Genomic DNA, 26,010 nt, shown 5'->3' on the forward strand with positions numbered 1-26,010 from the left:
TCAGTTGCTGTCCATAGAGATCAGCCGCCGCTCGCGGAGCCGAGGACCAGGGTGACGGTCCGCTGTGAGCCGCCCCGCCTGAGGGTCAGCCGGAGCCGGTCGCCGGGACGGTGGGCGCGGGTCTTCACGATCAGCTCCTCGCCGGAGTGGACGGGCTGTCCGTCGACCTCGGTGATGACGTCGCCGGCCTTGATGCCCGCCTTGGCCCCGGGGCCGTCCGCGGTGACCGGCGCGCCGCCGCCGGCCTTCGTCCCGACCCGGGCGCCGTCACCCGTGTAGTCCATGTCGAGCATGACCCCGATCACCGGGTGGGTCGCCCTGCCGGTGTTGATCAGCTCCTCGGCGACGCGCTTGGCCTGGTTGACGGGGATGGCGAAGCCCAGCCCGATGGAACCGGCCTGACCGCCCTGGACGTCGGTGCCGCTGTCGGCGGAGCGGATGGCGCTGTTGATGCCGATGACGCGGGCCCGGGAGTCGAGGAGGGGGCCGCCGGAGTTGCCGGGGTTGATGGGCGCGTCGGTCTGCAGCGCGTCGACGTACGAGACGTCGCTCCCGTCGCCCTTCTCGCCGCCCGCCGTGATGGGCCGCTCCTTGGCGCTGATGATCCCGGAGGTGACGGTGTTGGCGAGGTCGAAGGGCGCGCCGATGGCGACGACGGGGTCGCCCACCTGGACGCTGTCGGAGTTGCCCAGGGGCATCGGCCGGAGCCCACCGACCCCCGACACCTTGACCACGGCGAGGTCGTAGCCGCTGTCGTGCCCGACGACGGTCGCCTTGGCGCTCTGGCCGCCGCTGAACGTCACGGTTATCTCGCCGCCGCTGCCGGCCGGCTGGACCACGTGGTTGTTGGTGAGGATGTGACCCCGGGTGTCGAGCACGAACCCGGTGCCGGTGTCCTCTTCGCTCGACCCGCGCACATGCAGGGTGACCACGCTGGGCAGCGCGCGGGCCGCTATTCCGGCCACGCTGTCCGGGGCCCGCCCGGACGGCTCCTCGGCGGCTTGCGGCAGCGTGATGTCACCGACCCCGCCGTTGCGCTCCAGATAGGCCCCTACGGCGCCGCCGACGCCTCCGGAGACGACGGCGAGCAGCACGGCCCCGAGAGCCAGCGCCTTCTTCGCCCGCTTACGTCGTTGAGTCTTCGTCTCGACAGCCGCCCCGGTCTGCTGGAGCGGTCCGGGCGCTGCCCAGGGGTCGTAGTTCTGCCATGGGGTGGGCGCGGGGTGGTGGGTGCCCGTGTACGGGGCCGGGGGCGGGCCCGGAGGCATCGCGGTGCCGTGCGCGGAGGTCGCCGCCGGGTGCTGGACGAGCGGGGCGGGCGCCCAGGGGCCCGGCTCGCCGTAGGGCGGGGTGCTGTAGGGGTCGGGGTCGTGCAGGGGCCGGGGACGGTCCACGGGGGCCTGCTGCGCCGGTACGGCGGCGCCCGGGGCCTGGCCTGCGGGCACCACGTCGGCAGGACCACCGGCCGCGGACGGCTCCGCACCCGGCACGCTCTCTCGAAGAGCCGCCGCGGGACGCGCCAACTCGAAGTCACCGTCGCCGGTGTCGCTCCCGGCAATGGACCCCGATGGGACGACGTCGGGAGCGGCCGTGCCCGACGAGACGGCGTCCGACGAGGCCGCGGCCGTCGACGGCCGGTCCAGTTCGTAGTCCCCGTCGGACTCGAAGACGCCCTCGACCGGACCCACCGCGCCGGCCCCCGGCGGAACCGGGCGGGGTCGACTCCACCACTTCGCCTTCGTGGGCTTCCCCTCGTTCATGCTCTCCCCACACCTGGCCCGCGGCACAACACACCGACGGTCACCGCAGATTGCCGACTCCGCGTCCGGGAATCCCTCCGGCGGACGCGGTCCACCCTGGGATTCAACCAGGTTCCGGGGCCGGGGCGCAGAGGGCCGGTCAGTGGGCGGTACGGGAGGAGGGGGACGGGGAGGAAGAGGGGGACGGGGTGATGACCGGCGCGGCGAGCAGGCCCGGAGTCGTGAGGCCGGGCGGCGTGAGACCGGGCGGCGTCGACCAGGAGGTCCGCGCGATCGGCTGGGCCTCGGTGAGCGGATGTATGAGCGGGGACATCGCGGCGGCACCGGCCACCACGGGGGTGGTCAGCGTGTGCATGACGTCCTCTGCCCGGATCTCCGGAGCGGGGACCCCGGGGAGCAGAGGCGCGGACACCGAGGTCGGTACCGCGGGCGCCGCGCCGAGCGCACGCTCGCCCTGGGCGAGCAGCGGCCCGTCGGAGCGGCGGCGCTGAGTCTCGGGAGCCGTCGCGCCCCCCGAGCCCGGCGTACGCACCGGTGTCACATTGCTTCCGCCGGAACCGCCGCGCGCGTCCGTGGTGTCGGCCGGCACTCCGGTCGACACCCCGCCGAGCGCGACCGCGGCCAGCGACACCGCACCGGCCGCGGCGACCGCGAAGCGCAGCCCGCGCGAGGCCGATCTGTCGGTCTCGTGACGGCTGACGTCATGAATGCGGAAACCGCGTCCGGGGGCGGGGGGCAGCACGTCGCCGTGCGGCGCCGCGGGCACGTACCCGAAAGCCTCTCCGCGCACTCCGAAGACACCGGTCACCGGGGCACCGGAGGCGAGTCTTCCGCCGAATCCGCCCCCGCCGAACGGTGAGCCGTCACCGCCGTCGAAGTCACCTCCCCCGGGAAGTCCCTGGAGACGGGCCAGGAAGCTCTCGGAGGGGGGCGGAGGGGCGACTTCCGCGAACACGTTCTTCAGTCGGCGCTGGGCGTCCGCCTCGGCCTTGCACTTCGCACAGGTGACGAGGTGGGCCAGGACGCGCTCGCGCGACTCGTGACCGAGCTCCCCGTCCACCAGGGCGGAGAGTCGGTCCCCAAGATGCTGGTCGGCTACACGCCGCTCCGTAGGGTTGGGCCGGGATCCACTCACGCGGTCGCGCCCCCTCCTCCCAGCGCGGGAACTCCCGTGATCGCGAAGCCGCGGCGCTCGGCACGGGCCTCGGGAGACCGGTGCGCGAGGGCCTTGCGCAGCTGCGAACGGCCACGGTGGATCCGGCTGCGGACCGTACCGAGCTTGACGCCCAGGGTCGCGGCGATCTCCTCGTAGGAGAGTCCCTCGATGTCGCACAGGACGACCGCGGCGCGGAACTCGGGCGCGAGGGTGTCCAGCGCCTGCTGGACGTCCGCGTCGAAGTGCGCGTCGTTGAAGACCTGCTGCGGGGAGGGCTCGCGGCTGGGCAGGCGCTCGGCCGCGTCGTCACCGAGGGCGTCGAAGCGGATGCGCTGCTTGCGGCGCACCATGTCGAGGAAGAGGTTCGTGGTGATGCGGTGCAGCCAGCCCTCGAAGGTGCCGGGGGTGTAGGTCGACAGGGAGCGGAAGACGCGGACGAAGACCTCCTGGGTGAGGTCCTCGGCGTCGTGCTGGTTGCCCGTCAGGCGGTAGGCGAGCCGGTAGACCCGGCCGCTGTGCGTGCTGACGATCTCCTCCCAGGTGGGCGGAGTCCACGCCTGCGGCTCCGCGTCGGTGGTGAACGTCGCGGTCTGCGCCGGGGCAGCAGCATGGAACTTGTCAGCGATGTCGGTCACGGATTTCGGCTCACCCGTCGATCTGAGGAGGCGCCGTAGCACCCCGCCCCGATCCACAGGCACAGCCGCACCTCCCCTGTCGGCTCTGGTGGTGTCCAGCGGAGCCCCTACCATAGCCACCTCGCCCGTTAGCTCCGGATAAGCGGTTTTACGCGAATTTGATACGCGCTCATATGGCCGCGTCAGCACGTGATCGCCACCCCGCTCCACACCCCGTTCCACGTACCGATCCATCGACTTTCCCCCGCTCTGTTTCCGCACCCCTCTAAACGCCTGGTCCCATCTGCGGGTTCCCGGCACCAACGGATACAGTCACGCCCAGGCAATCACGGGGACAGGGAGAGGGTCATTACCGGCAACCGGCAGACGAGCTGGGCGTTCGCCGACGCCTTTGTCGCCGAGGACGAAGCGCTGCGCTGGGCCCGCGACCGGGCCCACGAGGCAGGGCTGCGCCCGGTGTCGCCCGGCACGGGCGCCGCGCTGCGGTTGCTCGCCGCCACCGTGGACGCGAAAGCGGTGGCGGAGATCGGGACCGGGACCGGCGTCTCCGGAATTCATCTGCTGCACGGCATGCGGCCGGACGGGGTACTGACCACCGTCGATCCGGAACCGGACCGCCAGCAGTTCGCCCGGCAGGCCTTCCGCGCGGCCGGCTTCGCCAGCAACCGCGCCCGCTTCATCCCGGGCCGCGCGCTGGACGTCCTGCCGCGGCTCGCGGACGCCGGCTACGACCTCGTCTTCTGCGACGGCGACCGTCTGGAGTGCCTGGACTACCTCGCTGAATCGTTGCGTCTGCTGCGCCCGGGCGGGCTGGTCGTCTTCGAGGGTGTCTTCGCGGACGGCCGCACGGTCGAATCGGGACCGCAGCCCGCCGAGGTCGGCCGGCTGCGCGAACTGCTGCGCGCGGTGCGTGAGAGCCAGGACCTGGTGCCCTCGCTGCTGCCGGTGGGCGACGGGTTGCTGTGCGGGGTCAAGCGCTGACCGCACGCTCGGCCAGCACCGGGAATACATCTCTGACCTGCATCGATATACATGGGGTACGACGCTGACGCACCCCGGGAAAACCACCGCCCCGGCACCGAATACGATGCCGGGGCAGCTGAAAAGGTATGGTCGCGTTCCGCGTCAGCCGACGACCTTCTTGAGGGCGTCGCCGAGCGCGTCAGCCTCGTCAGGGGTCAGCTCGACGACGAGCCGACCGCCGCCTTCGAGCGGAACGCGCATGACGATGCCCCGCCCCTCCTTGGTCACCTCGAGCGGGCCATCGCCCGTCCGCGGCTTCATGGCCGCCATGCTCGTTCCCCTTCCTGAAACCAGCTCATCGTCGCCGACGGCCCCTTGAAGGGCACGCACGTCCCCTCATAGGACACACGTCACCGGCATCGAACACATTGCTTCCAGGCCATTATCCCGCATCTCAGGACCCGATGACCAACATCAGTCGGCATCGCTTGCGCAACGCGCTTGAGCAAAACCACTCAATTCGGCGATGTGGCTGCGATACTGCGCCGCCGCATCGACTTCCACGGCACGGAATTCTTTGACGCAGGTCACATGTCCGCTCCACGCCCCGGACCGTGATCTCCGCCATGCTGTCCTCGTACCCAGGACGTACCGGCCGGTACGTCGGAGCCGCGACACCGGAGGGGACCCACCATGGCCGACACCGTGCTCTACGAGGTGAGCGACGGACTCGCGACGATCACGCTGAACCGCCCCGAGGCGATGAACGCGATGAACACAGAGACCAAGGTCGCCCTCCGGGACGCCGCGCAGGCCGCCGCGGCGGACGACGGCGTGCGGGCGATCCTGCTCACCGCCGCCGGTGACCGCGCGTTCTGCGTCGGGCAGGACCTCAAGGAGCACATCGGGCTGCTGGCCGCCGACAAGGAGTCGGGGTCGCGGCACACGATGACCACCGTGCGCGATCACTACAACCCGATCGTGCGCGCCCTCACCGGCGCCCGGAAGCCCGTGGTGGCCGCGGTGAACGGCGTCGCCGCGGGGGCCGGGTTCGGCTTCGCCCTCTGCGCGGACTACCGGATCGTCGCCGACACCGCCGCCTTCAACACGTCCTTCGCCGGGGTCGCGCTGACCGCCGACTCGGGCATGTCGTGGACCCTGCCGCGGGTGATCGGCCCGGGCCGCGCCGCCGACCTGCTGCTCTTCCCGCGCAGCATCACCGCGCAGGAGGCCTACGAGCTGGGGATCGCCAACCGGCTCGTCCCGGCGTCCGAGCTGCGCGGCGAGGCGGAGAAGGTGGCGCGGGCGCTGGCGGCGGGACCGACGGTCGCGTATGCGGCGCTGAAGGAGGCCGTGGCCTATGGGCTCACCCACTCCTTGGACGAGACCCTTGAGAAGGAGGACGAGCTGCAGGCGCGGGCCGGGGCGTCCGAGGACCATGTGATCGCGGTGCAGGCGTTCGTCAACAAGGAGAAGCCGAAGTACTTGGGGCGGTAACGCTTCGCTGGATTCGGCGGGCGGAGGTCGGTACGGGAACTGCGGGCCGTCTGTGGCCGGTCGCGCAGTTCCCCGCGCCCCTCAGGGGGCGCTCCTGGCCGCGCAATCCTCCAAGTGGTCGTTCACCAGCCCGCAGGCCTGCATGAGCGCGTAGGCCGTGGTCGGGCCCACGAAGCGGATGCCACGCTTCTTGAGGGTCTTGGAGAGGGCCGTCGACTCGTCGGTGACGGCCGGGACGTCGGCCAGCCGCTTCGGCGCCGGGCGGGTGGCCGGGTCCGGGGCGAAGGACCAGATCAGCTCGTCCAGCTCGCCCGGCGCCCAGTCGGCCAGCACACGCGCGTTGGCGACGGTCGCCTCGATCTTGGCGCGGTTGCGGATGATGCCCGCGTCGCCGAGGAGGCGCTCCTTGTCGGCGTCCGTGAACGCGGCCACCGAGGCGATCTTGAAGTCGGCGAAGGCGGACCGGAAACCCTCCCTGCGGCGCAGGATGGTGATCCAGGACAGCCCCGACTGGAAGGCCTCCAGGCAGAGTCGCTCGTACAGCGCGTCGTCGCCGTGGACCGGGCGGCCCCACTCCTCGTCGTGGTACGAGACGTAGTCCTCGGTGGACAGGGCCCAGGGGCAGCGCAGCGCGCCGTCGGGCCCGGCGAGCGCGTCACTCACTGCTGCTCCCCCTCGGCCGGCTTGCGCAGCGACGTGGTCGCGGTGGCGCGGGCGCCGGCCAGCGCGGCCTCCAGGTCGGCGATCCGGGCGTCACGCTCGGCGAGCTCGGCACCGAGCCGGCCGAGGGCGTCGTCCACGTCCGCCATGCGGTAGCCGCGGGCGGCGAGCGGGAAGCGCACGGACTCCACGTCCGCGCGGTTCACCGGCCGGTCCTGCGGCAGCGGGTCCACCAGCCGATCGGGCTCGGCGTCGGGAAGGGGGGCGCTCTCGCCGCCGCCCACCACGGACAGTGTCACCGCGGCGACCACGACGGCGAGCGCGACGACCAGGAACAAGAACATGAACATCGCTGAGGTCCCCACGCTCTGGTGCCGACGCTTGGGCGCCGGCGCGAAAGTACTGAAGCTGCTGAAAATGTCTGACGAGTGCCGAAGCCGTCCGGCGCTGAAAGTGTCAGGGTCCGATCGTGCCATGCGAGTCTGACAGTTAAGGTCGCAGGCGGCTAAGCAGCCGGACTTACCAGGAGAGGTCACAGGGGATGCTCAGGCTGGGCAGACACGAATTCGACCCGCACGAGCCGGTGATCATGGCCATCGTGAACCGGACCCCGGACTCCTTCTACGACCAGGGAGCCACCTTCCGCGACGAGCCCGCGCTCGCTCGCGTGGAACAGGCGGTGGCCGAGGGCGCCGCCATCATCGACGTCGGCGGGGTCAAGGCCGGGCCCGGGGAAGAGGTGACCGCCGAGGAGGAGGCGCGCCGTACGGTCGGTTTCGTCGCCGAGGTGCGGCGGCGGTTCCCGGACGTGATCATCAGCGTCGACACCTGGCGGCACGAGGTCGGGGAGGCGGTCTGCGAGGCGGGGGCGGATCTGCTCAACGACGCGTGGGGTGGCGTGGATCCCCGGCTCGCGGAGGTGGCCGCGCGGTACGGGGTGGGGCTGGTGTGCACCCATGCCGGGGGCGCCGAGCCTCGTACGCGGCCGCATCGGATCGCCTACGACGACGTCATGGCCGACATCCTGCGGGTGACCGTGGGACTGGCCGAGCGGGCGCTGTCCCTGGGCGTGCCCCGGGAGTCCGTGCTGATCGACCCCGGGCACGACTTCGGGAAGAACACGCGGCACAGCCTGGAGGCGACCCGACGGCTGGGCGAGATGGTGGAGACGGGGTGGCCCGTGCTTGTCTCCCTCTCCAACAAGGACTTCGTCGGGGAGACGCTCGACAAGCCGGTGAAGGAGCGGGTGGTGGGGACGCTGGCCACGACGGCGGTGTCGGCGTGGCTGGGGGCGCAGGTGTATCGCGTCCACGAGGTCGCCGAGACCCGTCAGGTCCTGGACATGGTGGCGTCGATCGCGGGCCACCGTCCTCCGACGGTGGCCCGCCGGGGTCTGGCGTGACTTACCTCGTCCTCGAACGCCGGGCGGGCTGAAAGCCTTCAGGCGCGCGGGGAACCTCGGGCCGCTAGCGGCCCGCCTCCTTCGAGACCAGGGCGACCGCCTCTTCCACGTCGTCCGTGAGGTGGAAGAGGAGGAGGTCCTTTTCGGAGGCCTTGCCCTGGGCGATCAGGGTGTTCTTGAGCCAGTCGACGAGACCGCCCCAGTACGCCGTGCCGAAGAGGACGATCGGGAAGCGGGTGACCTTCTGGGTCTGGACGAGGGTGAGGGCCTCGAAGAGTTCGTCGAGGGTGCCGAGGCCGCCGGGCAGGACCACGAAGCCCTGGGCGTACTTGACGAACATCATCTTGCGGACGAAGAAGTACCGGAAGTTGAGGCCGATGTCGACGTAGGGGTTGAGGCCCTGTTCGAAGGGGAGCTCGATCCCGAGGCCGACGGAGATGCCCCTGGCCTCGCAGGCGCCCTTGTTGGCGGCCTCCATGGACCCGGGGCCGCCACCGGTGATGACGGCGAAACCCGCTTCGACCAGGCCGCGGCCGAGGGCGACTCCCGCCTCGTACTCGGGCGAGTCCACCGGCGTCCGGGCGGAGCCGAAGACGCTGATCGCGGGCGGGAGTTCGGCGAGCGTGCCGAAGCCTTCGATGAATTCCGACTGGATGCGCAGGACCCGCCAGGGGTCCGTGTGCACCCAGTCGGAGGGGCCGCCCGCGTCCAGCAGCCGCTGGTCCGTGGTGCTCGACTGGACCTGGTCCCGCCTGCGCAGCACCGGCCCCAGTCGCTGCTCCTCCGGTGGCCGCTTCTTGCCCTCGGGGTTGCCAGTAGCCATGTGTGCTCCCTCCGCCTGCAAGTGGTTCAGCCCCAGGGTAGATCTACGCGGGTTACGGAGGGGGGACATGCGTATGTCCGCCGTGCGCCAGGGCGGTTCGGGCCCGCCTCAGGACGTCAGCCAGGCCCGCAGGCGCTCCTCCGCCTCCGGGATCTCCGACGCCCGCACCCGCTCGTCCACCTTGTGGGCGAGGAGCGGCGCGCCGGGCCCGTAGTTCACCGCGGGCACGCCGAGCGCGCTGAAGCGGGCGACGTCCGTCCAGCCGAACTTGGGGCGGGCCTCTCCGCCGACGGCCGCCAGGAAGGCCGCGGCGGCCGGGTGGGTCAGGCCGGGCCGGGCCCCGCCGGAGTGGTCGTCGACGATGAACTCGTCGATGTCGCAGTCGGCGAAGAAGTCGCGGACGAAGGCCTCGGCCTCCGCCTCGCTGCGGTCGGGCGCGTAGCGGAAGTTGACGACGACGGTGCAGGCGTCGGGGATGACGTTGGTGGCCACGCCCCCCTCGACCCGGACGGCGTTGAGACCTTCGTGGAACCGGAGGCCGTCCACGACCGGCGTGCGCGGCTCGTAGGCGGCGAGCTTGGCGAGGATCGGGGCCGCCGCGTGGATCGCGTTGGAGCCCATCCACGCGCGCGCGGAGTGAGCGCGTTCCCCCTTGGTCTTCAGGAACACCCTGAGCGTGCCCTGGCAGCCGCCCTCCACCTGGCCGTCCGTCGGTTCCAGGAGGATCGCGAAGTCGCCCGCCAGCCAGTCGGGGTGGGCCTCGGCGACGTGCTTCAGGCCGTTGAGGTGGGCGGCGACCTCTTCGTTGTCGTAGAACACGAAGGTGAGGTCGCGGTTGGGTGCGGGAACCGTGGCCGCGATGCGCAGCTGTACCGCGACCCCGGACTTCATGTCGCAGGTGCCGCAGCCCCACAGGACGCCGTCCTCGTCGAGGCGGGAGGGCACGTTGCCGGCGATGGGGACCGTGTCGATGTGGCCGGCGAGGATCACGCGCTCGGGCCGCCCCAGGTTCGTACGCGCCACGACGTTGTTGCCGTACCGGTCGACCGTCAGATGCGGCAGGGCGCGCAGCGCGCCCTCGATGGCGTCCGCGAGCGGCTTCTCGTTGCCGCTCTCCGACGGGAAGTCGACGAGACGCGCGGTGAGCTCGGCGGCGTCCAGCGTGAGGTCAAGGGTGGTGTCGGCCATGCCCTCGACCCTAACGCCCCGTGGCCGGCCCGCTGCCGCACCTGCGTTGTCCACAAGCTCACACCTCACCGACAGTCGCCTCCAGTACCTTGTACGCGTGCCAGAGCCGTCCCCCACTCCTGTCCGGCGCGGCCGCCTCTTCCGTTTCGGGGCGGCCGTCACAGTTCTGCTCGCCCTCGCGGGGTACCTCGCGGTGCAGTACCTCACGGGAGGGACAGGTGCGCCACGCTGCAGAGTCGTCTCGGGCAAGAGCGATGGCGCGTCGTACGAGTTCACCCCGGAGCAGGCGGTGAACGCGGCGACGATCTCGGCCGTCGGCACCACTCGCGGGCTGCCCGAGCGCGCCGTGGCCATCGCGCTCGCGACCGCGCTCCAGGAGTCGGGGCTGCGCAACATCCAGCACGGCGACCGTGACTCGCTCGGTCTGTTCCAGCAGCGCCCCTCGCAGGGCTGGGGGACGACGAAGCAGATCATGGACCCGACGTACGCGGCCGGCATGTTCTACGAACACCTGGCCAAGGTGCCGGGCTATACGCGGCTGCCGCTCACCGACGCCGCGCAGCGCGTCCAGCGCAGCGGCTATCCGCAGGCGTACGCGAAGCACGAGCCGGACGCGACGCTGCTGGCCGCGGCCCTGACCGGCCACGCGGCGGCCACGCTGACCTGCGAGGGCGGCCCGGGCGCGACCCCGGTCGGCGGCCCGGACTCGGTGCGCGCCGCGCTCGTACGGGACTTCGGGCACGAGGTGCTGCAGGAGGCGGGAGCCGATGTGAGCACCGCGGGCTCCTCCGCCGCCCCGACGGCGTCCCCGTCGCTCTCCCCGACGCCCTCCTCGTCACTCTCCCCCTCGCCGACCGTCTCCGGCCGGACCGTGACCGTGCCCGTGCGCAAGGACCCCACCGGCAGGTCCACCGTCCGCCAGCGTGGCTGGGAGCTGGCGCACTGGGCGGTGGCCAACTCCTCGGCGCTGCACATCCAACGGGTCTCCTACGCGGGACGGGAGTGGACGGCCGGGGAAAGGCGAGGCGAGTGGCGTGCGGCGGACGCCAAGGGCGGCTCGACGACGCAGTCCGCCGCCGAGGTCCGCATCGTCACTGCGCAGTAGTACGGGTCTTCACCCGTGCGGGGGATGCCCGGCGCGGCGCGGTGCCGCTGCGCCCAGGTTTTCGCGTGCTCACTTCAGAATGCGCCGGATCCCTTGGAAACAAAGGGCCGTAAGGATTCGGCAGACTTTCCGAACCGGACGCACTTTGCCCGTTTTTATCCACAACTGATAATGCGACGCATTGCCAATTCTTTACATTGGGCCACCGCAACCTTCGCGGGTCTCGAGCGGTAGTCACTGCGTCCGAGCCCGGAACGATCAACGGGTCGCCCGACAGCCGGTCGGCGGCCGGTCGGTCAACTCCCGGGCACGGGTGGACACTTCACCGTTCTCTTCCGTCTAAGGAGCATCATGTCCCTCCCCCTGACCCGCCGGATCGCCCGTGCCGCGCTGCTCATCGCAGCGGGAGCGGCGCCCGTGGTCGGTGCGGCCGGCTCCGCCAGCGCGGTGGCCGAACTCCCGGCCACCCCCAGCCTCGGCGGGCTGACCGCTCTGGACGGGGCGCACGTCGGCAGCACGGTCGACGGTGCGACGCAGAGCGTCACCGGGCTCGCGGGCACGACCGGTGGCAACGCCCTCAAGAAGGCCGTCCCGGCCGCGGGCAAGACCGGTGGCAGCGTCGCCAGGACGGCGACGCCGGCCGCGCAGAAGGTGGCCGGGGACGCGGCGGGACAGGCCGGGGGTCTGCTCGGTGACACCGCGAAGACCGCCGGTGGCGGTCTTCCGACGGACGCGGTGGCCAAAGGTGGTCTGCCGACGGGGCAGCTGCCGCTGAAGGGGCTGCCGATCGGCTAGGCGCCGGGCCGTACGGATCTTGTACGGCTGCTGTACGGCGAAGGGGTCCAGGGAGTTTCCCTGGACCCCTTCGCGTGTGTCGATTCCTGGCGTGCGGGCCGGTGGGGGCTGATCGCGCCCACGCGGCGGAGCCGCAAATGTCACAGCCCCGCGCCCCTGAAGGGGCGCTGCCTCACCGGGGTGCCTCTAACGGAGCGCCAGGCGCTCTACCGCCGCCGCCACCCGCTCGTCCGTCGCCGTCAGGGCCACGCGGACGAATTTTTCGCCCGCCTCGCCGTAGAAGTCGCCCGGCGCGACGAGAATGCCCAGCTCGGCCAGGTGGGCGACGGTGTCCCAGCAGGACTCGTCGCGGGTGGCCCAGAGGTACAGGCTCGCCTCGCTGTGTTCGATCCGGAAGCCGTGGCGCAGCAGTGCCTCGCGCAGGGCGCTGCGGCGGGCCGCGTAGCGCTCGCGCTGTTCGCGGACGTGGACGTCGTCCGCCAGGGCGGCGACCACCGCGGCCTGGGTCGGCGCGGACGTCATCATGCCGCCGTGCTTGCGGATCTGGAGGAGGTCGCCGAGGACCGCGGGGTCACCGGCGAGGAACGCGGCGCGGTAGCCGGCCAGGTTCGAGCGCTTCGACAGCGAGTGGACCGAGACGATCCCCTCGTACGAGCCGCCGCAGACGTCCGGGTGCAGGACCGAGACCGGGTCGGCCTCCCAGCCCAGCTCGATGTAGCACTCGTCGGAGAACACCAGGATGTCGTGCTCGCGGGCCCACGCGACGATCCGGGTGAGTTCCTGGGCGGAGAGGACCTTGCCCGTCGGGTTCGACGGGGAGTTCAGCCACAGGAGCTTCAGATCGGTCGGGTCCAGCTCCGTGGGGTCGTCGTAGACCACGTAGTCCGCGCGGGCCAGGCGCGCGCCGACCTCGTACGTCGGGTAGGCGAGGCGCGGGTAGGCGACCTTGTCGCCGGGGCCCAGGCCCAGCTGGGTGGGGAGCCAGGCGACGAGCTCCTTGGAGCCGACGACCGGGAGCACATGCCGGTGGGTGACGTCGCGTGCGCCGAGCCGCCGCTCGACCCAGCCGGTGAGCGCGTCGCGCAGTTCGGGCGTGCCCCACACCGTGGGATAGCCCGGCGAGTCCGCGGCCGCGACCAGAGCTTTCTGGATCAGCTCGGGCACCGGGTCGACCGGGGTGCCGACGGACAGGTCGACGATGCCACCCGGATGAGCGGCGGCCGTCGCCTTGAAGGGCTCCAGCTTGTCCCAGGGGAAGACGGGAAGCCGGTCGGAGACTGCGGACACGGGATCGGGCTCACTTTCTCGTTCGTACGACCCGTACACACACGGCCTGCGTGCCTGTGGCCGGTACGGGCTGCTACGGCAAACGCCTCGGCCCCGTACGGCGATCGAGGGAATCGGGCCGTACGGGACCGAGGCGGCGCGTAGGTGCGGCCGCTTACTGGTTCTGCGGCGGCAGCGCTGCGATGAAGGGGTGGTCGCGCTCGATCAGACCGAGCTTGCTGGCGCCGCCGGGCGAGCCGAGCTCGTCGAAGAACTCGACGTTCGCCTTGTAGTAGTCCTTCCACTCTTCGGGAGTGTCGTCCTCGTAGAAGATCGCCTCGACCGGGCACACCGGCTCACAGGCTCCACAGTCGACGCATTCGTCCGGGTGGATGTACAAGGACCGGGAGCCCTCGTAGATGCAGTCGACCGGGCACTCCTCGATGCACGCCTTGTCCTTGACGTCGACACAAGGCTGCGCGATGACGTAGGTCACGCTGTCGTTCCTCCTCGATAGGGCGCTGGCGGGCCTCCATAGGCTCCGCCGCCTGGCGCGCGGGAGCGCGGCGTCGTCGATGCCCGCACCTAGTATCTCCGTTCCGGGGCGTGATCCATACAGGAGGGGTGAACTGACCTGTGGAAATCTCTGCGGCTGGGCGTCTCGAGGTCCGAATCACCGCTGCTGACGTGGGCAAACGTGTCTCTGTTCGGCGGATGATCATAGATATCGAAGGTGCCGCCGAAGGTGAGAAGTTCACCGACACGGTCGGTGTTCTCACATCATGGAACAACGGTGTGCTGCTGATCACACGACGGGGCGGCGAGAGCGTCCGGATTCCGGAGTCCTCGCTGGTCGCGGGCAAGGTCGTACCGGCCGCCCCGGCGCGTCGGCGGGGCCCCGCGGCCTCGTACGAGGAGCTGGCGCGGGTCGCCGCGCGGGCCTGGCAGCCGGTGGAGAGCGAGCGGTTCGGCCACTGGGAGCTGCGGGCGGCCTCCGGGTTCACCCGGCGCGCGAATTCCGTGCTGCCGCTCGGAGACCCGGGCGTGCCGCTCGACGAGGCGCTGACGTACGTACGCGACTGGTACGCGGCCCGTGACCTGCCCGCCTACGTCCAGACCGCGACCGGGGCCGAGGGCGCGCAGGAGCTGCTGTGCGCGGAGCTGGAGGCGCGCGGCTGGGCGCGTGAGGTGAGCGCCGAGCTGTGGATCGGCGCGCTCGCGCCCCTCGCCGACCGTGAGGTCTCCGAGGGCCCCGAGGTCGTCCTCTCCCGTGCGGCCGACGAGGCGTGGCTGGGCCGCTACCAGCGCAAGGGGCTGAGCGAGGTCGCGCTGCGCGTCCTGGGCAGCGGGCCCTCGGTGTGGTTCGCGACGGTGCCCGGCCCGGAGGGGGAGCCTCCGGCCGCGATCGGGCGGTGTGTCGTCGACGGGCGGTGGGCCGGTTTCTCGGCCGTCGAGGTCGACCCCGCCCAGCGGCGCCGGGGCCTCGCCACCGTCGTCATGACCGCGCTCGCCCGCCGTGCCCTGGACGAGGGCGCCTCGGCGGCCTGGCTCCAGGTGGAGACGGACAACGCGGGGGCGCGGGCGCTGTACGCAGGAATGGGCTTCTCCGCGCATCACGCCTACCACCACTACCGCGCGCCTCAGGCATCCGCGGGCGACCGCCGTCCACCGTCGTGAAGGGGTACGAGACCGCCATGCCTTCCCCCCACCCCCCAGAGCCGGAGCGGGCCGCCGACGTCCGCCGGATGTTCGCCGAGGAGGCCCGGTCCGAGCGGCCCGACCTGGCGGCGCTGTGTCTGCTGATCGGGGCGGCGGCGGACGGAACACTGGACGAGGCGGGAGTGGACGCGGCGCAGATCGAACTCGACCGGCTCGCCGGTCAGCTGCCGTTCCGGCCCGGTACGGCACTGTCCTGGGCGAGCGCGCTCGCCGAGCTGCTCGGCGGACGCTGCGGGTTCCGGGGCTCGCCCGGGGACTACCAACGGCTGGAGTCGTCGCTGCTGCACGCGGTGCTGCGACGGCGGCGCGGGCTGCCCATCCTGCTCTCCGTGGTGTGGATGGAGGTGGCCAGGCGGGCCGGCGCGCCGGTGTACGGGGTCGCCCTGCCCGGGCACTTCGTGGTGGGCTTCGGACCGGCCGAGCAACAGGTGCTCGCCGATCCCTTCGACGGGGGGCGGGTGCTGAGCGGCTCCGATGCGGAGCTGCTCGTACAGGGGGCCACCGGTGCGCCTCTCGATCCCTCGGTGCTCGTCCCCGCCCCTCCGCTCGACGTGGTCGTGCGGATCCTGAACAACGTGCGGGCCTGGGCGGCGGCGCGGCCTGAACGGTCGGATGTCGCCCTGTGGGCCGTGGAGTTGTCGCTGGTGCTGCCGTCGCATCCCGCGCGGTTGCGGTACGAGCGGGCTCAGCTGCTGGTGCAGCGGGGGGATTTCCTGGGTGGGGCGGCGGAGTTGGACGCCTACGCCGATGTGGTCGCCGCGGTGGATCCGCCTACGGCGGAGAAGGTTCGGGGGCAGGCTCGGGCGGCTCGGGCGATGTTGAACTGAGTTCGCCCAGGCGCCGTGAAGGGAACTGACTTCGGGTTCTACAGCCAGCCCTTTTCCCGTGCTATCCGGACCGCCTCCGCGCGATTGCGGGCCGCCAGTTTCTGGATCGCTGTGGAGAGGTAGTTGCGGACCGTGCCCTGGGAGAGGTGGAGGGCCGTGGCCAGTTCGGCGTTGGTGGAGCCGTCGGCCGCCGCGCGGAGGATCTCGCGCTCGCGGTCGGTCAGCGGGTTGGCGCCCTCGGCGAGGGCGGCCGCCGCGAGGGTGGGGTCGATGACCCGTTCGCCGGCGAGCACCTTGCGGACCGCCGCGGCGAGTTGGGCGGCCGGGGCGTCCTTGACGAGGAAGGCGTCGGCGCCGGACTCCATGGCGCTGCGCAGATAGCCGGGGCGGCCGAAGGTCGTGAGGATGACCAGTTTGATGCCGGGGAGTTCCTTGTGGACCTCGGCGGCCGCCTCGATGCCCGTCCTGCCCGGCATCTCGATGTCGAGGAGCGCCACGTCCACGTCGTGGGCACGGGCCGCGGCCAGCACCTCGTCACCGCGGGCCACCTGGGCGACCACCTCGATGTCGGGCTCGAGGCCCAGCAACGCGGCGAGCGCCTCGCGGACCATCGACTGGTCCTCGGCGAGCAGGACCTTGATCGTGCGGCTCATGCACCGGATCCTACGGGGTGATCGGCGGCCTCGAAGGGGGCCTGCGTCGGCACCCGTGCGACCAGCCGGAAGCCGTGCCGCACCCGGCCCGCCTCCAGGGCTCCACCCACCTTCTCCAGCCGTTCGGTCAGGCCCGTCAGACCGTTGCCCGGACCGTGGCCCGAACCGCCCGAACCGCCCGAACCGTCGTCCTCCACGCTCAGTTCGAGCACCGGGCCGTCCAGCGTCTGGCGGCGGAGGAGTTCCACGGCGCAGCGCCGGGCCCCACTGTGGCGTACGACATTGGTGACCGCTTCCCGCAGCGCCCAGGCCAGCGCGGACTCGCTCTCCTCGGCGACGTCGGTGAGATCCGGCTCGGCCGGCAGCTCCGCGGTGACGCCCGCGGCCGTCAACGCGACCTGCGCGCCCGCCAGTTCGCCGGACAGCCGGGGCCGCCGGTAGCCGGTGACCGCCTCGCGCACGTCGACGAGGGCCTGCCGGCTGACCTGTTCGATGTCGGCGACCTGCTGGGCCGCCTTGTCGGGGTGGTCGGGGAGCATCCGGCCGGCCAGCTCGCTCTTGAGGGTGATCAGGGAGAGCGAGTGGCCCAGCAGGTCGTGCAGATCGCGGGCCAGGCGCAGCCGCTCCTCGTTCGCGGCCAGTTGGGCGACCGTCGCGCGGGCCTCGCGCAGCGCGATCGTCGTGCGGATCAGTTCGCGGACGCCGGTCATGGCGAACCCGCCGAGGAACGCCGGGATGAGCAGCCCCGCCAGATACGCCTTGCCGCCCGGGACGGTCAGGGCGATCGCCGTCAGCACGGCGGAGACGGCCGGGATGGCCCAGCGCGCCATCCGCAGCGGGAGCACCGCGCCGGACGCGATCGAGACGTACACGAACAGGACGAGCCACTCCCGCCCCAGGGTGCAGGAGAGCAGGGCGGCCTCGGCCGCGAGGACCCCGAGCGAGACGAGCACGAAGGGCGTCGTCTCGCCGCGGCCGGTGCGGAAGACCAGCGCCCCGTACCACCCGACGAAGGCCACCAGGCCGCACCAGCCGAGCACGACGACACCGGTGCTGTGGCCGCCGTGCACCAGGTCGCTGACGGGCGCGCTCAGATAGACGAGCCAGATGCCGGTCCAGACGGCCTTGACCATCATCTGCCTGCGATTCTGCGGGCGTTGCCCGATGCCGACGCTGCTCACGCCTTCAGCGTGTCCTTCCGGTACAGCCATGCCGCGCCGCCCGCGAAGAGGAGGAAGGAGACGGCGAGGATGACGAGGTCCTTCGCGTGCGGGGCGTCGCCCAGCTCGATGGACCGCCCGAGGGCAGCGTACGCGTGCGTGGGCAGCCAGGACGCGATCTTCTGGAGCCAGTCGGGGAAGGTGGTCGTGGGCATCCACAGGCCGCCGAGCACCGAGAGCCCGAAGTACAGGATCATCGTGATCGGGCGGACCGCGTCGCCGCTCGCGAGATAGCCGATGGCCACGCCGAGCGCGGCGAAGACGAGGCTGCCGGCCCAGATCGCGCCGGTGAGCGCGAGCCACTGCCAGGCGTCCAGCCGTACGTGCTTCACGGCGGCGGCGACCGCGAAGACGACCACGATCGACGGCAGGCTGATCACGGCGGCGCTGGCGGTCTTCGCCAGGACATAGCCGCGGCCCGGCAGGGTGGTGAGCCTGAGCTGCCGTACCCAGCCGCTCTCGCGTTCCTTCGCGATGCGTTCGCTGTTGCCCATCAGGACGGCGGTCAGGGCGCCGAAGGAGGCCATGGAGACCATGAAGAAGGTCGGCAGGGTGAGCCCGGTGCCGTCCACCTTGGTGGTGCTGTCTGCGCTGCCCGCGATGAGCAGGAACAGGGCCGAGGGGTAGACCACCGAGAAGAACAGGAACTTCTTGTTGCGCAGGGCTCGGGTGATCTCGAGCTTGATGAGGCTGTTCACCGTGACTTCGCCTCCTCGGCGGCCGTGATGGCGACGAAGGCCTGCTCGAGCCCGAGCCCGGCGACTTCGAGATTGCGGGGGTAGAGGCCGAGCCCGTACAGCGCGTGTACGGTCGCGTCGGCGTCGGAGGACTGGATGCGGACGGTGTGCCCGGAGATGTCGATCGAGGTCAGGAAGGGCAGCGCGCGCAGCGGGGCCTCGTCGATGGGGGCTTCCAGGTCGAAGGCGATACGGCGGGCGCCGGCCTTCGCCTTGATCTCGGCGGCGGTGCCGTCGGCGAGCAGGCGGCCCCGGTGCAGTACGAGGACGCGGTCCGCTATGGCGTCGGCCTCCTCCAGGTAGTGCGTGGCGAACAGGACGGTCCTGCCCTGGTCGGCCTGCTCGCGCATGGTGGCCCAGAAGGCCTGGCGGGCGGAGACGTCCATGCCGGTGGTGGGCTCGTCCAGGACGATCAGGTCGTTGGCGCCGGCCGTGGCGAGCGCGAAGCGGACGCGCTGTTCCTGGCCGCCGGAGAGCTTGTTGACCTTGCGGTCGACCATCTGCGAGATACCCGCGCGGGCCAGCACGTCACTGACCTTGTACGGCTTCGGGTGCAGATCGCAGGCCAGCTTCACCAGCTCGCCGACCGTGACCTCGTCCATCAGGCCGCCGCTCTGCAGCATGGCGCCCACCCGGCCGCCGACGATCGCCTCGCGGGGGCTGGCGCCGAACACCCGGACCGCGCCGGTGTCGGCGTGCTTGAGGCCGAGGAGCAGGTCCAGCGTGGTCGACTTGCCCGCGCCGTTGGGACCCAGCAGGGCGACCGTCTCACCCGGGTGCAGGTCGAGCGTCAGCCCGTCGACGGCCCGTACGTTCCCGTAGCTCTTGCTCACCTGATCGAACCCGACCACCGGGACGGTGGCGGGCGCCGCTGTTGTCGTCATGGGCACCATCGTGGCCGCGAGGGCCCGGTACCCGGCAGTGCCGGCGGTCCTGAGTGCCGCATGACAGATGTCATGCCGTGCGGATCTCCGTGACGCGACGACGGAGCCCCTGCCCGGTGCGGGCAGGGGCTCCGTTCATCCGGACGACCGGAGGTCAGCTCGCTTTGCCGCCGATGACCCCGACGCGCTCCGCCGCCGTCTTGCCGCGCAGGGCCTTGCCCAGTGCGGTGACGACGTCCTGCGGCGTGACAGCGCGCTTCCCGCTCGCGGTCTGGATCTGCACGCCGTCGAAGGTGGCGCCGTACGCCGCCTTGAGCGCCGTGAGGTCGTACGTCTCCACGAGCTTGCCGTTGACGGCCTTGAAGCCGAGGATCTTCGGCAGTGACAGGGCGCCGAACGGGATGCTGTGTGCCGCGTCGGTCTGAATGGTGACGCGGGCGGACATCGCGGGCTCGGCGAACTCCTTCATCATCCGGTCGACCTCGGCGTTCGAGATGGTCGGCTGACGGGTCGTGGTGGCGACCTTCACCGGGGTGCTGGCGTCGGTCTCCACCTGGGCGCGGTACGCGGCCTCGACGGCCTGGGTCGAGGCCGCCACGTCGATGCCCTTGCCCGCCTTGCCGTACACGGCGACGGCCTTGCCGGACTCGAACTTGATGGTGCCGTCACTCGCCGAACCGGAACCGGCCGCGGTGCGCTCCAGCGCGGCCTGCAGCTTCTCCGCGTCGACGGGCATCGCCGGCTCGACGACACGCTGCTGACCGAACAGCGAGCCGATCACGGAGACCGGGTTGTAGTCGCTGCCCGCAGCGGCGCGGACCGTGTCCTGGGCGTTGAACTGGAGCCCGGCCTGGTCCGGCTTGAGCGAGACCGTGGTGCCGTCCACCGACAGCTTGAGCGCCTTGTTCATACGGGCCCCGAAGGCGTCGTCGAGCTTCTTGACGGCCTCGTCGCGGGTGCCGCCGCCGATGTCGACGCCGAGCACCGTGGTGCCCTTGGGGACGTCCGAGCGGTTCATGAGCAGCCCGGCGCCGTAGACGCCACCGCCGATGAACACCACGCCGACGACCAGGAGCGTCAGCTTGCTGCGGCCCTTCTTCTTGGCCGGCTTCTTCGAGGAGGCGGCGGGCTTCGGCTCGGGCGCCTTCGGCGGGGTGTGCGGCAGCGGTCCGTCGGTGTGCGCGCCCGGCCCGAACGGAGAGTTCTGGGTGGCGGGCACGACGGGGATGCCGCTGGTCAGGGTGTGCCCGGAGACGTTGTCCACGGGGCCGCCGTAGCCCTGGCCGCCCGGCTCGGGCGCGGGCTTCTGCGGGGTGAGGATCGCGGTGTCGTCGCTGAGGCCGCCACCGGGGTAGCCCGTGCCGAGGCCGGGCGCGCCGTGCCCGCCGGGACCACCAGGGCCACCGGGCCGCCCTGCGGCCAGGCTGCCCGGAGCCACGCCCGGGCCGGCCGGCGGCACCATCGGTCCGTCGCCGGTGACCGGACCGCCCGTCGGGCCCGCGGGGCCGCCACGGCCGTTGTCCGAGAAGTTCTCCGCGAAGTACGGGAGGTCGTCGCGGCGCGGTTCGCCACCCGGCCCTCCAGGGCCACCCGCCGCTCCGGGACCGCCCGGTCCGCCGGGGCCACCCGGACCGTCGCTTCCTATGGCCGGGAAGGAGGCCGTGTTCCCCAGCGCCGCGGAGACGTCGAAGGAGCCGGTGCCGCCGCCGTGACCGGGGGCCACGGGTCCGGCGCCGGTGGCACCGGGCAGTCCGGCACCGTTCGTACCGCCGCTCCCGGGACGGGGCGCGTTCGCCCCACCCGGCCGGGCACCGCCCGCGCCGCCCAGGGGACCGGCGCCGTTCGCGCCGCCGGGAGCACCCGGCCGCGTACCGCCGGTGCCGTTGCCGCCCGGCGCGCCCGCGCCCTGCGGCGCCGCGGGACCCGCGGGTCCCGAACCGGGAGGCAAGGCCGCCCCATTGGTGGACCCGCCGCCCGAAGCACCGCCCGGCGCACCGGACTTGCGGGGTGCGAACCAGTCGCTGGTCTTGTCCCTGGCCGGAGCACCGCCCGCGGCGGCGGCTTCGGCCGAGGGCTCGGTGGCCGTGGCCGCTGCCACGGGCGCACTCACGGCACGCTGCGCCTCCGCGGGGGCTCCCGCGGGACCGGTGGGCTCGGCGGACGACTCGGCGTCCCCGACCGGTGTGCGCACGACGACCGGCGGGATGGGCCGCGATCCGGGGATGTTGATCCGGATCCGTGTCGTCAGCGTGGTCTCGGTCTTACGTTCCTCCGGCGGGGTGCCGGTGGCCGAACGGCCCGCGTCGGCACCGTTTTCGGAAGCCGTGGGGGTCCCGTAGGGGGGCGTCCCCGACGGGTACGCGGCTCCACCGCGCCCGTTGGGCCCGGAGGACGAACTGTCAGTTTCACGACTCAAGGCAGGTTCTCCCGGTTGGCTCCGCCGCCCGTTTACTCGACCTCATCTCGGGCAGCTCGGCGGCGCGCACCACCATACTGGCCATATTCGGCGCGCAAACCTCGCCCGCCCAGGAAACTCGCACGGGACCCGCACCTGTCCGCTACGGCGAACCGGTACGTCACTTCCCAAGTCGGACGGCGGAGCCGTCCGGTTGCCGCCCCAGACCAAGCGTGGCGCACATCACAGCCACAGCCATCCCACCGAGCAGGAAGAGGTAGGAGCCGAGTCCCGCGCCGAAGAGGAAGTCCCCTTCCGGGCGGGTGGAGGTGAGCAGGACGACCGCGATCATCCAGCCCACGGCGGGCGCGACGGCACCGGCCCGGGAGCCGGTCGCCCGCGATCCGCCCAGGAAGAGCCCGGCCCCGCCGGCCAGGGCGAGCAGCAACCCGCCCGGGAACCAGGCGGCTTGCACCAGCGTCCCGGCGGCCCCGACCACCGCGCCGAGCAGCAACAGGCCCAGGTAGGCCGCGATCCGCCCGGCCGAGGGCCGCTGCAGCGGCTGGGCGAGCGCGCTCCCCCGCTGTCCCGACATGCTCATCACGCGTCCGCCTTTCCCTGCTCGGTCCCCGTAGAGCCCTGCCCGGTCCCCGTAGAGCCCTGCCCGGTCCCCGAACCCTGTCCGATCCCCGCGAAGAGGTCGGTCTCCCGACCGGGTCCCGCGCGCTCCCCGCGCACCAACTCGTAGTACTCGGTGGTGAACAGCGGTTGCGCGAGTGCGTTCGACAGCGCGAACCAGGGTTCGGCCACCTCGATCTGGGTGGCGTGCGCCCGCATCGCGGCGGCCTTCGCGGCGGCGTACGCGGTCCCGTCGATCGCGGTGGTGACCACCGTGTCGTCGACCACGCCGGGTACGTCGTCCACGGCGGCGGACTCCTCGAACGGCAGCCCGGGCAGCGCCTCGCGCAGCCGCCGGAAGCCCTCCTCGGCGACCGTGCGCGGGACGCGGTTCCAGTAGACCTTGGCGATCTCCCAGGACGCGCCGAGGTCCGGGCAGAGGCCGGGGTCGGCGGCCAGCTCGGCGGCGCGCACGGCGACGCGGTGGGCCTGGATGTGGTCCGGGTGCCCGTAGCCCCCGTCGGGGTCATAGGTGACGAGCACCTGGGGGCGCACCTCACGGATCACCCCGACCAGGTACGCGGCGGCCTCGTCGACGTCGGCGGACCAGAAGGCGCCCGCGCGGTGGTTCTTCTCGAGGCCCATCATCCCGGAGTCGCCGAAACGCCCGGGACCGCCGAGAAAGCGGTGATCGGTGACCCCGAGTTCCTTCATGGCGGCGGCCAGCTCGCCGATCCGGTGCGGGCCGAGCCCGCCCTCGCGGTCGGGCGCGAGATACGCCAGCTCGGGCGGGATGACCTCGCCCTCCTCGCCGAGGGTGCAGGTCACCAGCGTCACATGGGCGCCCTCGGCCGCATACCTGGCCATGGTCGCGCCATTGTTGATCGACTCGTCGTCCGGGTGCGCGTGCACCAGGAGCAGACGCCGGTCGGGCAGTTCCGTCATGGAACCCACCCTACGAGGCGCCCGGCCCACCGCCGAGGCGGGCACGGGTCGTGGTGCCGACGCTCCCCGTCAGAACTTGAAGCTGCCGATCATGTCCGCGACGTTCGTCGTCAGATCGCTGATCGTGGGGGCCATCGTCGAAGAGGCGAGATAGAAGCCGAACAGGACACATACCACCGCATGGCCGGCCTTCAACCCGGACTTCCTGACCAGGATGACGACGATGATCGCCAGCAGCACCACCGCCGAAATCGAGAGTGCCACGGCGGCTCACCTCCAAAGATCCCAGGGACATGGGGGGTCGGACATGGGGGTCGGTAAATCCATACAGCGGCCAGCGGGTTCATACCCACACACCGCCAGTGATCATAACTATCCATACGCGCGCATCGATCGGCGCACAGCCGCACAAGGGGGCGCATGGCCAATATGGTCAGGGGATGACCACCGAGCCTCTCTCCTTCCCCCGCCGGTACGCCCGGACGCAGCGCTTCACCCTCGGCGCACCCCGCGCGTTCACCGTCTCCCCAGACGGTTCCCGGGTCGTGTTCCTGAGGTCCTCCTCCGGTACGGACCGGGCGAATCAGCTGTGGGTCCTCGACGCCGCGGAGGGGCAGGAGCGCGTCGCGGCGGACCCGCGGGCACTGCTCGGCGGCGCCACGGAGCGTCTGTCGGCGGCGGAGCGGGCGCGCCGCGAGCGCAGTCGCGAGGGCGGCGCCGGGATCGTCGGCTACGCCACCGACACGGCGGTCGAGCTGGCCTCTTTTGCCTTGTCAGGGCGGCTTTTCACGGCGGAGCTGCGGGCCGGTACGGCACGCGAACTCCGGGTCCCGGGGCCGGTGATCGACCCGCGCCCCTCGCCCGACGGAAGGTTCATCGCGTACGTCCGCGGGGGCGCCCTGCGGGTCATCGGCGCCGAGGGGGAGGACGACCGGGCGCTCGCGGAGCCGGAGTCCGGGGCGGAGCCGGGGATGGTTTCCTATGGATTGGCCGAGTTCATCGCGGCCGAGGAGATGGGTCGTTCACGCGGCTTCTGGTGGTCGCCGGAAGGAGACCGGCTGCTGGTCGCGCGGGTCGACGACGCGCCCGTTCGACGCTGGTGGATTTCCGATCCCGCACAACCGGAGCGCGCTCCGCAGCAGGTCGGCTACCCGGCCGCCGGAACGGACAATGCGGACGTACGGCTCTTCGTGATCGGTCTCGACGGGGCCCGCACGGAGGTGGTCTGGGACCGGGCACGCTACCCGTATCTGGCGCATGTGCACTGGTCAGCGGCGGGCGCGCCGCTGATTCTGGTGCAGGCGCGGGACCAGCGCAGCCAGCTGTTCCTGGCGGTCGACCCGGACACCGGGACGACCCGGATGGTGCACGCCGACGAAGATCGACAATGGCTGGATCTTTTCCCTGGCGTGCCGTGCTGGAGCCCCGCGGGACAGCTCGTGCGGATCGCCGACGAGGGCGGGGCACGGGTACTGGCCTTCGGCGAACGCCCGTTCACGGGTCCGCAGTTGCATGTGCGCGCGGTACTGGACGTCTCGGACGACGATGTGCTGATCTCGGCGTCGGCCGGCGAGGCGGCCACCGCCCCGGAGACGGGCGAGGTGCATGTCTACCGCGTCAACGAGCTCGGTGTCGAGCGTCTCTCCCAGGAACCCGGTGTGCACTCGGCGGTGCGCGGCGGGGGCGTGACCGTACTGGTCTCCTCGGTGCCGGACCGGCCGGGAGCCCAGGTGCGGGTGCTGCGGGACGGAAAGCCGGTGGCGACCGTCCCTTCGTACGCCGAAAGTCCCGGTCTGTCCCCGCGCGTGACCCTCACCGAGGGGGGCGCACGGAAAATTTCATGCGCCCTGCTTATGCCTACTGACTACGACGGTGTCACTCCCCTCCCCGTCCTCATGGACCCCTACGGCGGTCCGCACGGCCCCCGGGTGCTGGCCGCGCACAACGCGCACCTCACCTCGCAGTGGTTCGCCGACCAGGGCTTCGCGGTGGTCGTCGCCGACGGCCGCGGCACCCCCGGCCGCTCCCCCGCCTGGGAGAAGGCGATCCGCGACGACCTCACGCTCACCCTCGACGACCAGATCGACGCGCTGCACGGCCTCGCGGAGAGGTTCCCGCTGGATCTGTCCCGGGTGGCGATCCGGGGCTGGTCGTTCGGCGGCTGGCTCGCGGGGCTCGCCGTGCTGCGTCGCCCCGACGTCTTCCACGCGGGCATCGCGGGCGCCCCGGTCACCGACTGGCGGCTGTACGACACGCACTACACGGAGCGCTACCTCGGTGATCCGTCGGCGGCCGCGGAGGCGTACGCGAAGAGCTCGCTGATCACGGACGACGGGCTGTCCGCGCCCGCCGAGCCGCACCGGCCGCTGATGATCGTGCACGGCCTCGCGGACGACAACGTGGTGGTCGCCCACGCCCTGCGGCTCTCCTCTGCGCTGCTGGCCGCCGGCCGCCCGCACGAGGTGCTGCCCCTGTCCGGCGTCACCCACATGACCCCGCAGGAACAGGTCGCGGAGAACCTGCTGCTGCTCCAGGTGGACTTCCTGCGGCGCGCCCTCAAACTGAGCTGAGCCACGAATCTCCGCAGAGCACCGCAACCATCAATTGAGGAACCCCGACGAAACCCCAGCCACGTCCGCGAGAGCGGCGCCGGCTTAGGCGCAAAGGGGTGTGCGACAGGCCGGGGCGACATGGCGCGCCCCGGCCCGTCTACGGCACCCGCACGGCCGTACGCTGATTACCTTGACGCGTCCGTATATCGG

General features: G+C 71.8%; 26 protein-coding genes. 8 read left to right on the forward strand and 18 right to left on the reverse strand.

The features are described from left to right. Positions 1-20: 20 nt before the first annotated feature. The 3 genes from OG568_RS19605 to sigE form a co-directional block, all read right to left on the reverse strand. Positions 21-1,760: a trypsin-like peptidase domain-containing protein gene (locus OG568_RS19605; RefSeq protein WP_329532514.1), complete on the reverse strand. Its 1,740-nt coding sequence runs from the start codon at positions 1,758-1,760 to the stop codon at positions 21-23. 139 nt (positions 1,761-1,899) lie between these two features. Continuing rightward, positions 1,900-2,895 (reverse strand): anti-sigma factor family protein, encoded by a 996-nt coding sequence (locus OG568_RS19610; protein WP_329532515.1) that lies wholly within the window; start codon positions 2,893-2,895, stop codon positions 1,900-1,902. Next, on the reverse strand, positions 2,892-3,593 hold the full coding sequence (sigE, locus tag OG568_RS19615; protein ID WP_266436264.1) for an RNA polymerase sigma factor SigE: 702 nt from the start codon (positions 3,591-3,593) through the stop codon (positions 2,892-2,894). The genes OG568_RS19610 and sigE overlap by 4 nt, the downstream gene beginning before the upstream one ends. Positions 3,594-4,007: 414 nt before the next feature. Between sigE and OG568_RS19620 the strand changes: the two genes are divergently transcribed. Further along, complete coding sequence (locus OG568_RS19620; RefSeq protein ID WP_054228219.1) at positions 4,008-4,532, forward strand: O-methyltransferase; 525 nt, start codon at positions 4,008-4,010, stop codon at positions 4,530-4,532. 144 nt (positions 4,533-4,676) lie between these two features. On the opposite strand, the gene OG568_RS19625 is transcribed toward OG568_RS19620, so the two are convergent. Next, positions 4,677-4,844 (reverse strand): DUF3117 domain-containing protein, encoded by a 168-nt coding sequence (locus OG568_RS19625; protein WP_003966491.1) that lies wholly within the window; start codon positions 4,842-4,844, stop codon positions 4,677-4,679. A 363-nt stretch (positions 4,845-5,207) separates the two neighbouring features. On the opposite strand from OG568_RS19625, the gene OG568_RS19630 reads away from it, so the two are divergent. After that, the gene (locus tag OG568_RS19630; RefSeq protein WP_266585543.1) at positions 5,208-6,011 is read left to right on the forward strand and encodes an enoyl-CoA hydratase/isomerase family protein; all 804 of its coding nucleotides are present in this window, start codon (positions 5,208-5,210) and stop codon (positions 6,009-6,011) included. Between the two features lie 81 nt (positions 6,012-6,092). Here the strand turns inward: OG568_RS19630 and OG568_RS19635 are convergent, their stop codons facing one another. Together OG568_RS19635 and OG568_RS19640 are read right to left on the reverse strand one after the other, a co-directional pair. After that, positions 6,093-6,674: a DNA-3-methyladenine glycosylase I gene (locus OG568_RS19635; protein WP_323137202.1), complete on the reverse strand. Its 582-nt coding sequence runs from the start codon at positions 6,672-6,674 to the stop codon at positions 6,093-6,095. Then, the gene (locus OG568_RS19640; RefSeq protein WP_101400503.1) at positions 6,671-7,021 is read right to left on the reverse strand and encodes a DivIVA domain-containing protein; all 351 of its coding nucleotides are present in this window, start codon (positions 7,019-7,021) and stop codon (positions 6,671-6,673) included. The genes OG568_RS19635 and OG568_RS19640 overlap by 4 nt, the downstream gene beginning before the upstream one ends. Positions 7,022-7,212: 191 nt before the next feature. Between OG568_RS19640 and folP the strand changes: the two genes are divergently transcribed. Beyond that, the gene (folP, locus tag OG568_RS19645) at positions 7,213-8,073 is read left to right on the forward strand and encodes a dihydropteroate synthase (RefSeq protein ID WP_329532516.1); all 861 of its coding nucleotides are present in this window, start codon (positions 7,213-7,215) and stop codon (positions 8,071-8,073) included. A 64-nt stretch (positions 8,074-8,137) separates the two neighbouring features. Here folP and OG568_RS19650 read toward each other — a convergent pair whose 3' ends face one another. After that, positions 8,138-8,896 (reverse strand): TIGR00730 family Rossman fold protein, encoded by a 759-nt coding sequence (locus OG568_RS19650; protein WP_329532517.1) that lies wholly within the window; start codon positions 8,894-8,896, stop codon positions 8,138-8,140. A 108-nt stretch (positions 8,897-9,004) separates the two neighbouring features. After that, positions 9,005-10,084 (reverse strand): succinyl-diaminopimelate desuccinylase, encoded by a 1,080-nt coding sequence (gene dapE / locus OG568_RS19655; protein ID WP_329532518.1) that lies wholly within the window; start codon positions 10,082-10,084, stop codon positions 9,005-9,007. Between the two features lie 97 nt (positions 10,085-10,181). Between dapE and OG568_RS19660 the strand changes: the two genes are divergently transcribed. Both OG568_RS19660 and OG568_RS19665 read left to right on the forward strand, forming a co-directional pair. Next, positions 10,182-11,189 (forward strand): heavy metal transporter, encoded by a 1,008-nt coding sequence (locus OG568_RS19660; RefSeq protein ID WP_329532519.1) that lies wholly within the window; start codon positions 10,182-10,184, stop codon positions 11,187-11,189. A gap of 351 nt (positions 11,190-11,540) precedes the next feature. Next, positions 11,541-11,984: an ATP-binding protein gene (locus OG568_RS19665; RefSeq protein ID WP_329532520.1), complete on the forward strand. Its 444-nt coding sequence runs from the start codon at positions 11,541-11,543 to the stop codon at positions 11,982-11,984. 186 nt (positions 11,985-12,170) lie between these two features. On the opposite strand, the gene OG568_RS19670 is transcribed toward OG568_RS19665, so the two are convergent. Both OG568_RS19670 and fdxA read right to left on the reverse strand, forming a co-directional pair. Further along, the gene (locus tag OG568_RS19670; protein ID WP_329532521.1) at positions 12,171-13,271 is read right to left on the reverse strand and encodes a bifunctional succinyldiaminopimelate transaminase/glutamate-prephenate aminotransferase; all 1,101 of its coding nucleotides are present in this window, start codon (positions 13,269-13,271) and stop codon (positions 12,171-12,173) included. Positions 13,272-13,425: 154 nt separating this feature from the next. Further along, entirely contained in the window at positions 13,426-13,746 is a 321-nt protein-coding gene (fdxA, locus tag OG568_RS19675; protein ID WP_018089397.1) for a ferredoxin, read from the reverse strand. A 140-nt stretch (positions 13,747-13,886) separates the two neighbouring features. Here fdxA and OG568_RS19680 point away from each other — a divergent pair, with 140 nt between their 5' ends. Next, the gene (locus tag OG568_RS19680; protein WP_329532522.1) at positions 13,887-14,927 is read left to right on the forward strand and encodes a GNAT family N-acetyltransferase; all 1,041 of its coding nucleotides are present in this window, start codon (positions 13,887-13,889) and stop codon (positions 14,925-14,927) included. Between the two features lie 17 nt (positions 14,928-14,944). Further along, positions 14,945-15,796 (forward strand): transglutaminase-like domain-containing protein, encoded by an 852-nt coding sequence (locus OG568_RS19685; RefSeq protein ID WP_266585529.1) that lies wholly within the window; start codon positions 14,945-14,947, stop codon positions 15,794-15,796. A 38-nt stretch (positions 15,797-15,834) separates the two neighbouring features. Here the strand turns inward: OG568_RS19685 and OG568_RS19690 are convergent, their stop codons facing one another. From OG568_RS19690 to OG568_RS19725, 8 genes are all read right to left on the reverse strand, one after another. After that, a complete protein-coding gene (locus OG568_RS19690; RefSeq protein ID WP_266585527.1) occupies positions 15,835-16,449 on the reverse strand; it encodes a response regulator transcription factor in 615 nt (204 codons plus the stop codon). Next, a complete protein-coding gene (locus tag OG568_RS19695; protein WP_329532523.1) occupies positions 16,446-17,630 on the reverse strand; it encodes a sensor histidine kinase in 1,185 nt (394 codons plus the stop codon). Before OG568_RS19695 ends, OG568_RS19690 begins: the two co-directional genes overlap by 4 nt. Then, the gene (locus OG568_RS19700) at positions 17,627-18,367 is read right to left on the reverse strand and encodes an ABC transporter permease (RefSeq protein WP_212726985.1); all 741 of its coding nucleotides are present in this window, start codon (positions 18,365-18,367) and stop codon (positions 17,627-17,629) included. Before OG568_RS19700 ends, OG568_RS19695 begins: the two co-directional genes overlap by 4 nt. After that, positions 18,364-19,290 carry an ABC transporter ATP-binding protein gene (locus OG568_RS19705; RefSeq protein ID WP_329532524.1) on the reverse strand — a complete coding sequence of 309 codons (927 nt, stop codon included), beginning with the start codon at positions 19,288-19,290 and terminating at the stop codon, positions 18,364-18,366. Before OG568_RS19705 ends, OG568_RS19700 begins: the two co-directional genes overlap by 4 nt. Positions 19,291-19,444: 154 nt before the next feature. Continuing rightward, positions 19,445-21,706, reverse strand: a complete 2,262-nt coding sequence (locus OG568_RS19710) for a peptidoglycan binding domain-containing protein (RefSeq protein WP_329532525.1) — start codon at positions 21,704-21,706, stop codon at positions 19,445-19,447. Positions 21,707-21,866: 160 nt separating this feature from the next. Then, the gene (locus OG568_RS19715) at positions 21,867-22,286 is read right to left on the reverse strand and encodes a DUF6113 family protein (protein ID WP_266436298.1); all 420 of its coding nucleotides are present in this window, start codon (positions 22,284-22,286) and stop codon (positions 21,867-21,869) included. Continuing rightward, on the reverse strand, positions 22,286-23,248 hold the full coding sequence (gene mshB, locus OG568_RS19720) for an N-acetyl-1-D-myo-inositol-2-amino-2-deoxy-alpha-D-glucopyranoside deacetylase (protein WP_329532526.1): 963 nt from the start codon (positions 23,246-23,248) through the stop codon (positions 22,286-22,288). The genes OG568_RS19715 and mshB overlap by 1 nt, the downstream gene beginning before the upstream one ends. A 69-nt stretch (positions 23,249-23,317) precedes the next feature. Further along, positions 23,318-23,512, reverse strand: a complete 195-nt coding sequence (locus OG568_RS19725; RefSeq protein WP_054228237.1) for a hypothetical protein — start codon at positions 23,510-23,512, stop codon at positions 23,318-23,320. A 176-nt stretch (positions 23,513-23,688) separates the two neighbouring features. Here OG568_RS19725 and OG568_RS19730 point away from each other — a divergent pair, with 176 nt between their 5' ends. Then, positions 23,689-25,818 carry a S9 family peptidase gene (locus OG568_RS19730; RefSeq protein ID WP_329532527.1) on the forward strand — a complete coding sequence of 710 codons (2,130 nt, stop codon included), beginning with the start codon at positions 23,689-23,691 and terminating at the stop codon, positions 25,816-25,818. Positions 25,819-26,010 lie beyond the last annotated feature (192 nt).

It is taken from the genome of Streptomyces sp. NBC_01450, from assembly GCF_036227505.1.
Taxonomy (GTDB): Bacteria; Actinomycetota; Actinomycetes; order Streptomycetales; family Streptomycetaceae; genus Streptomyces.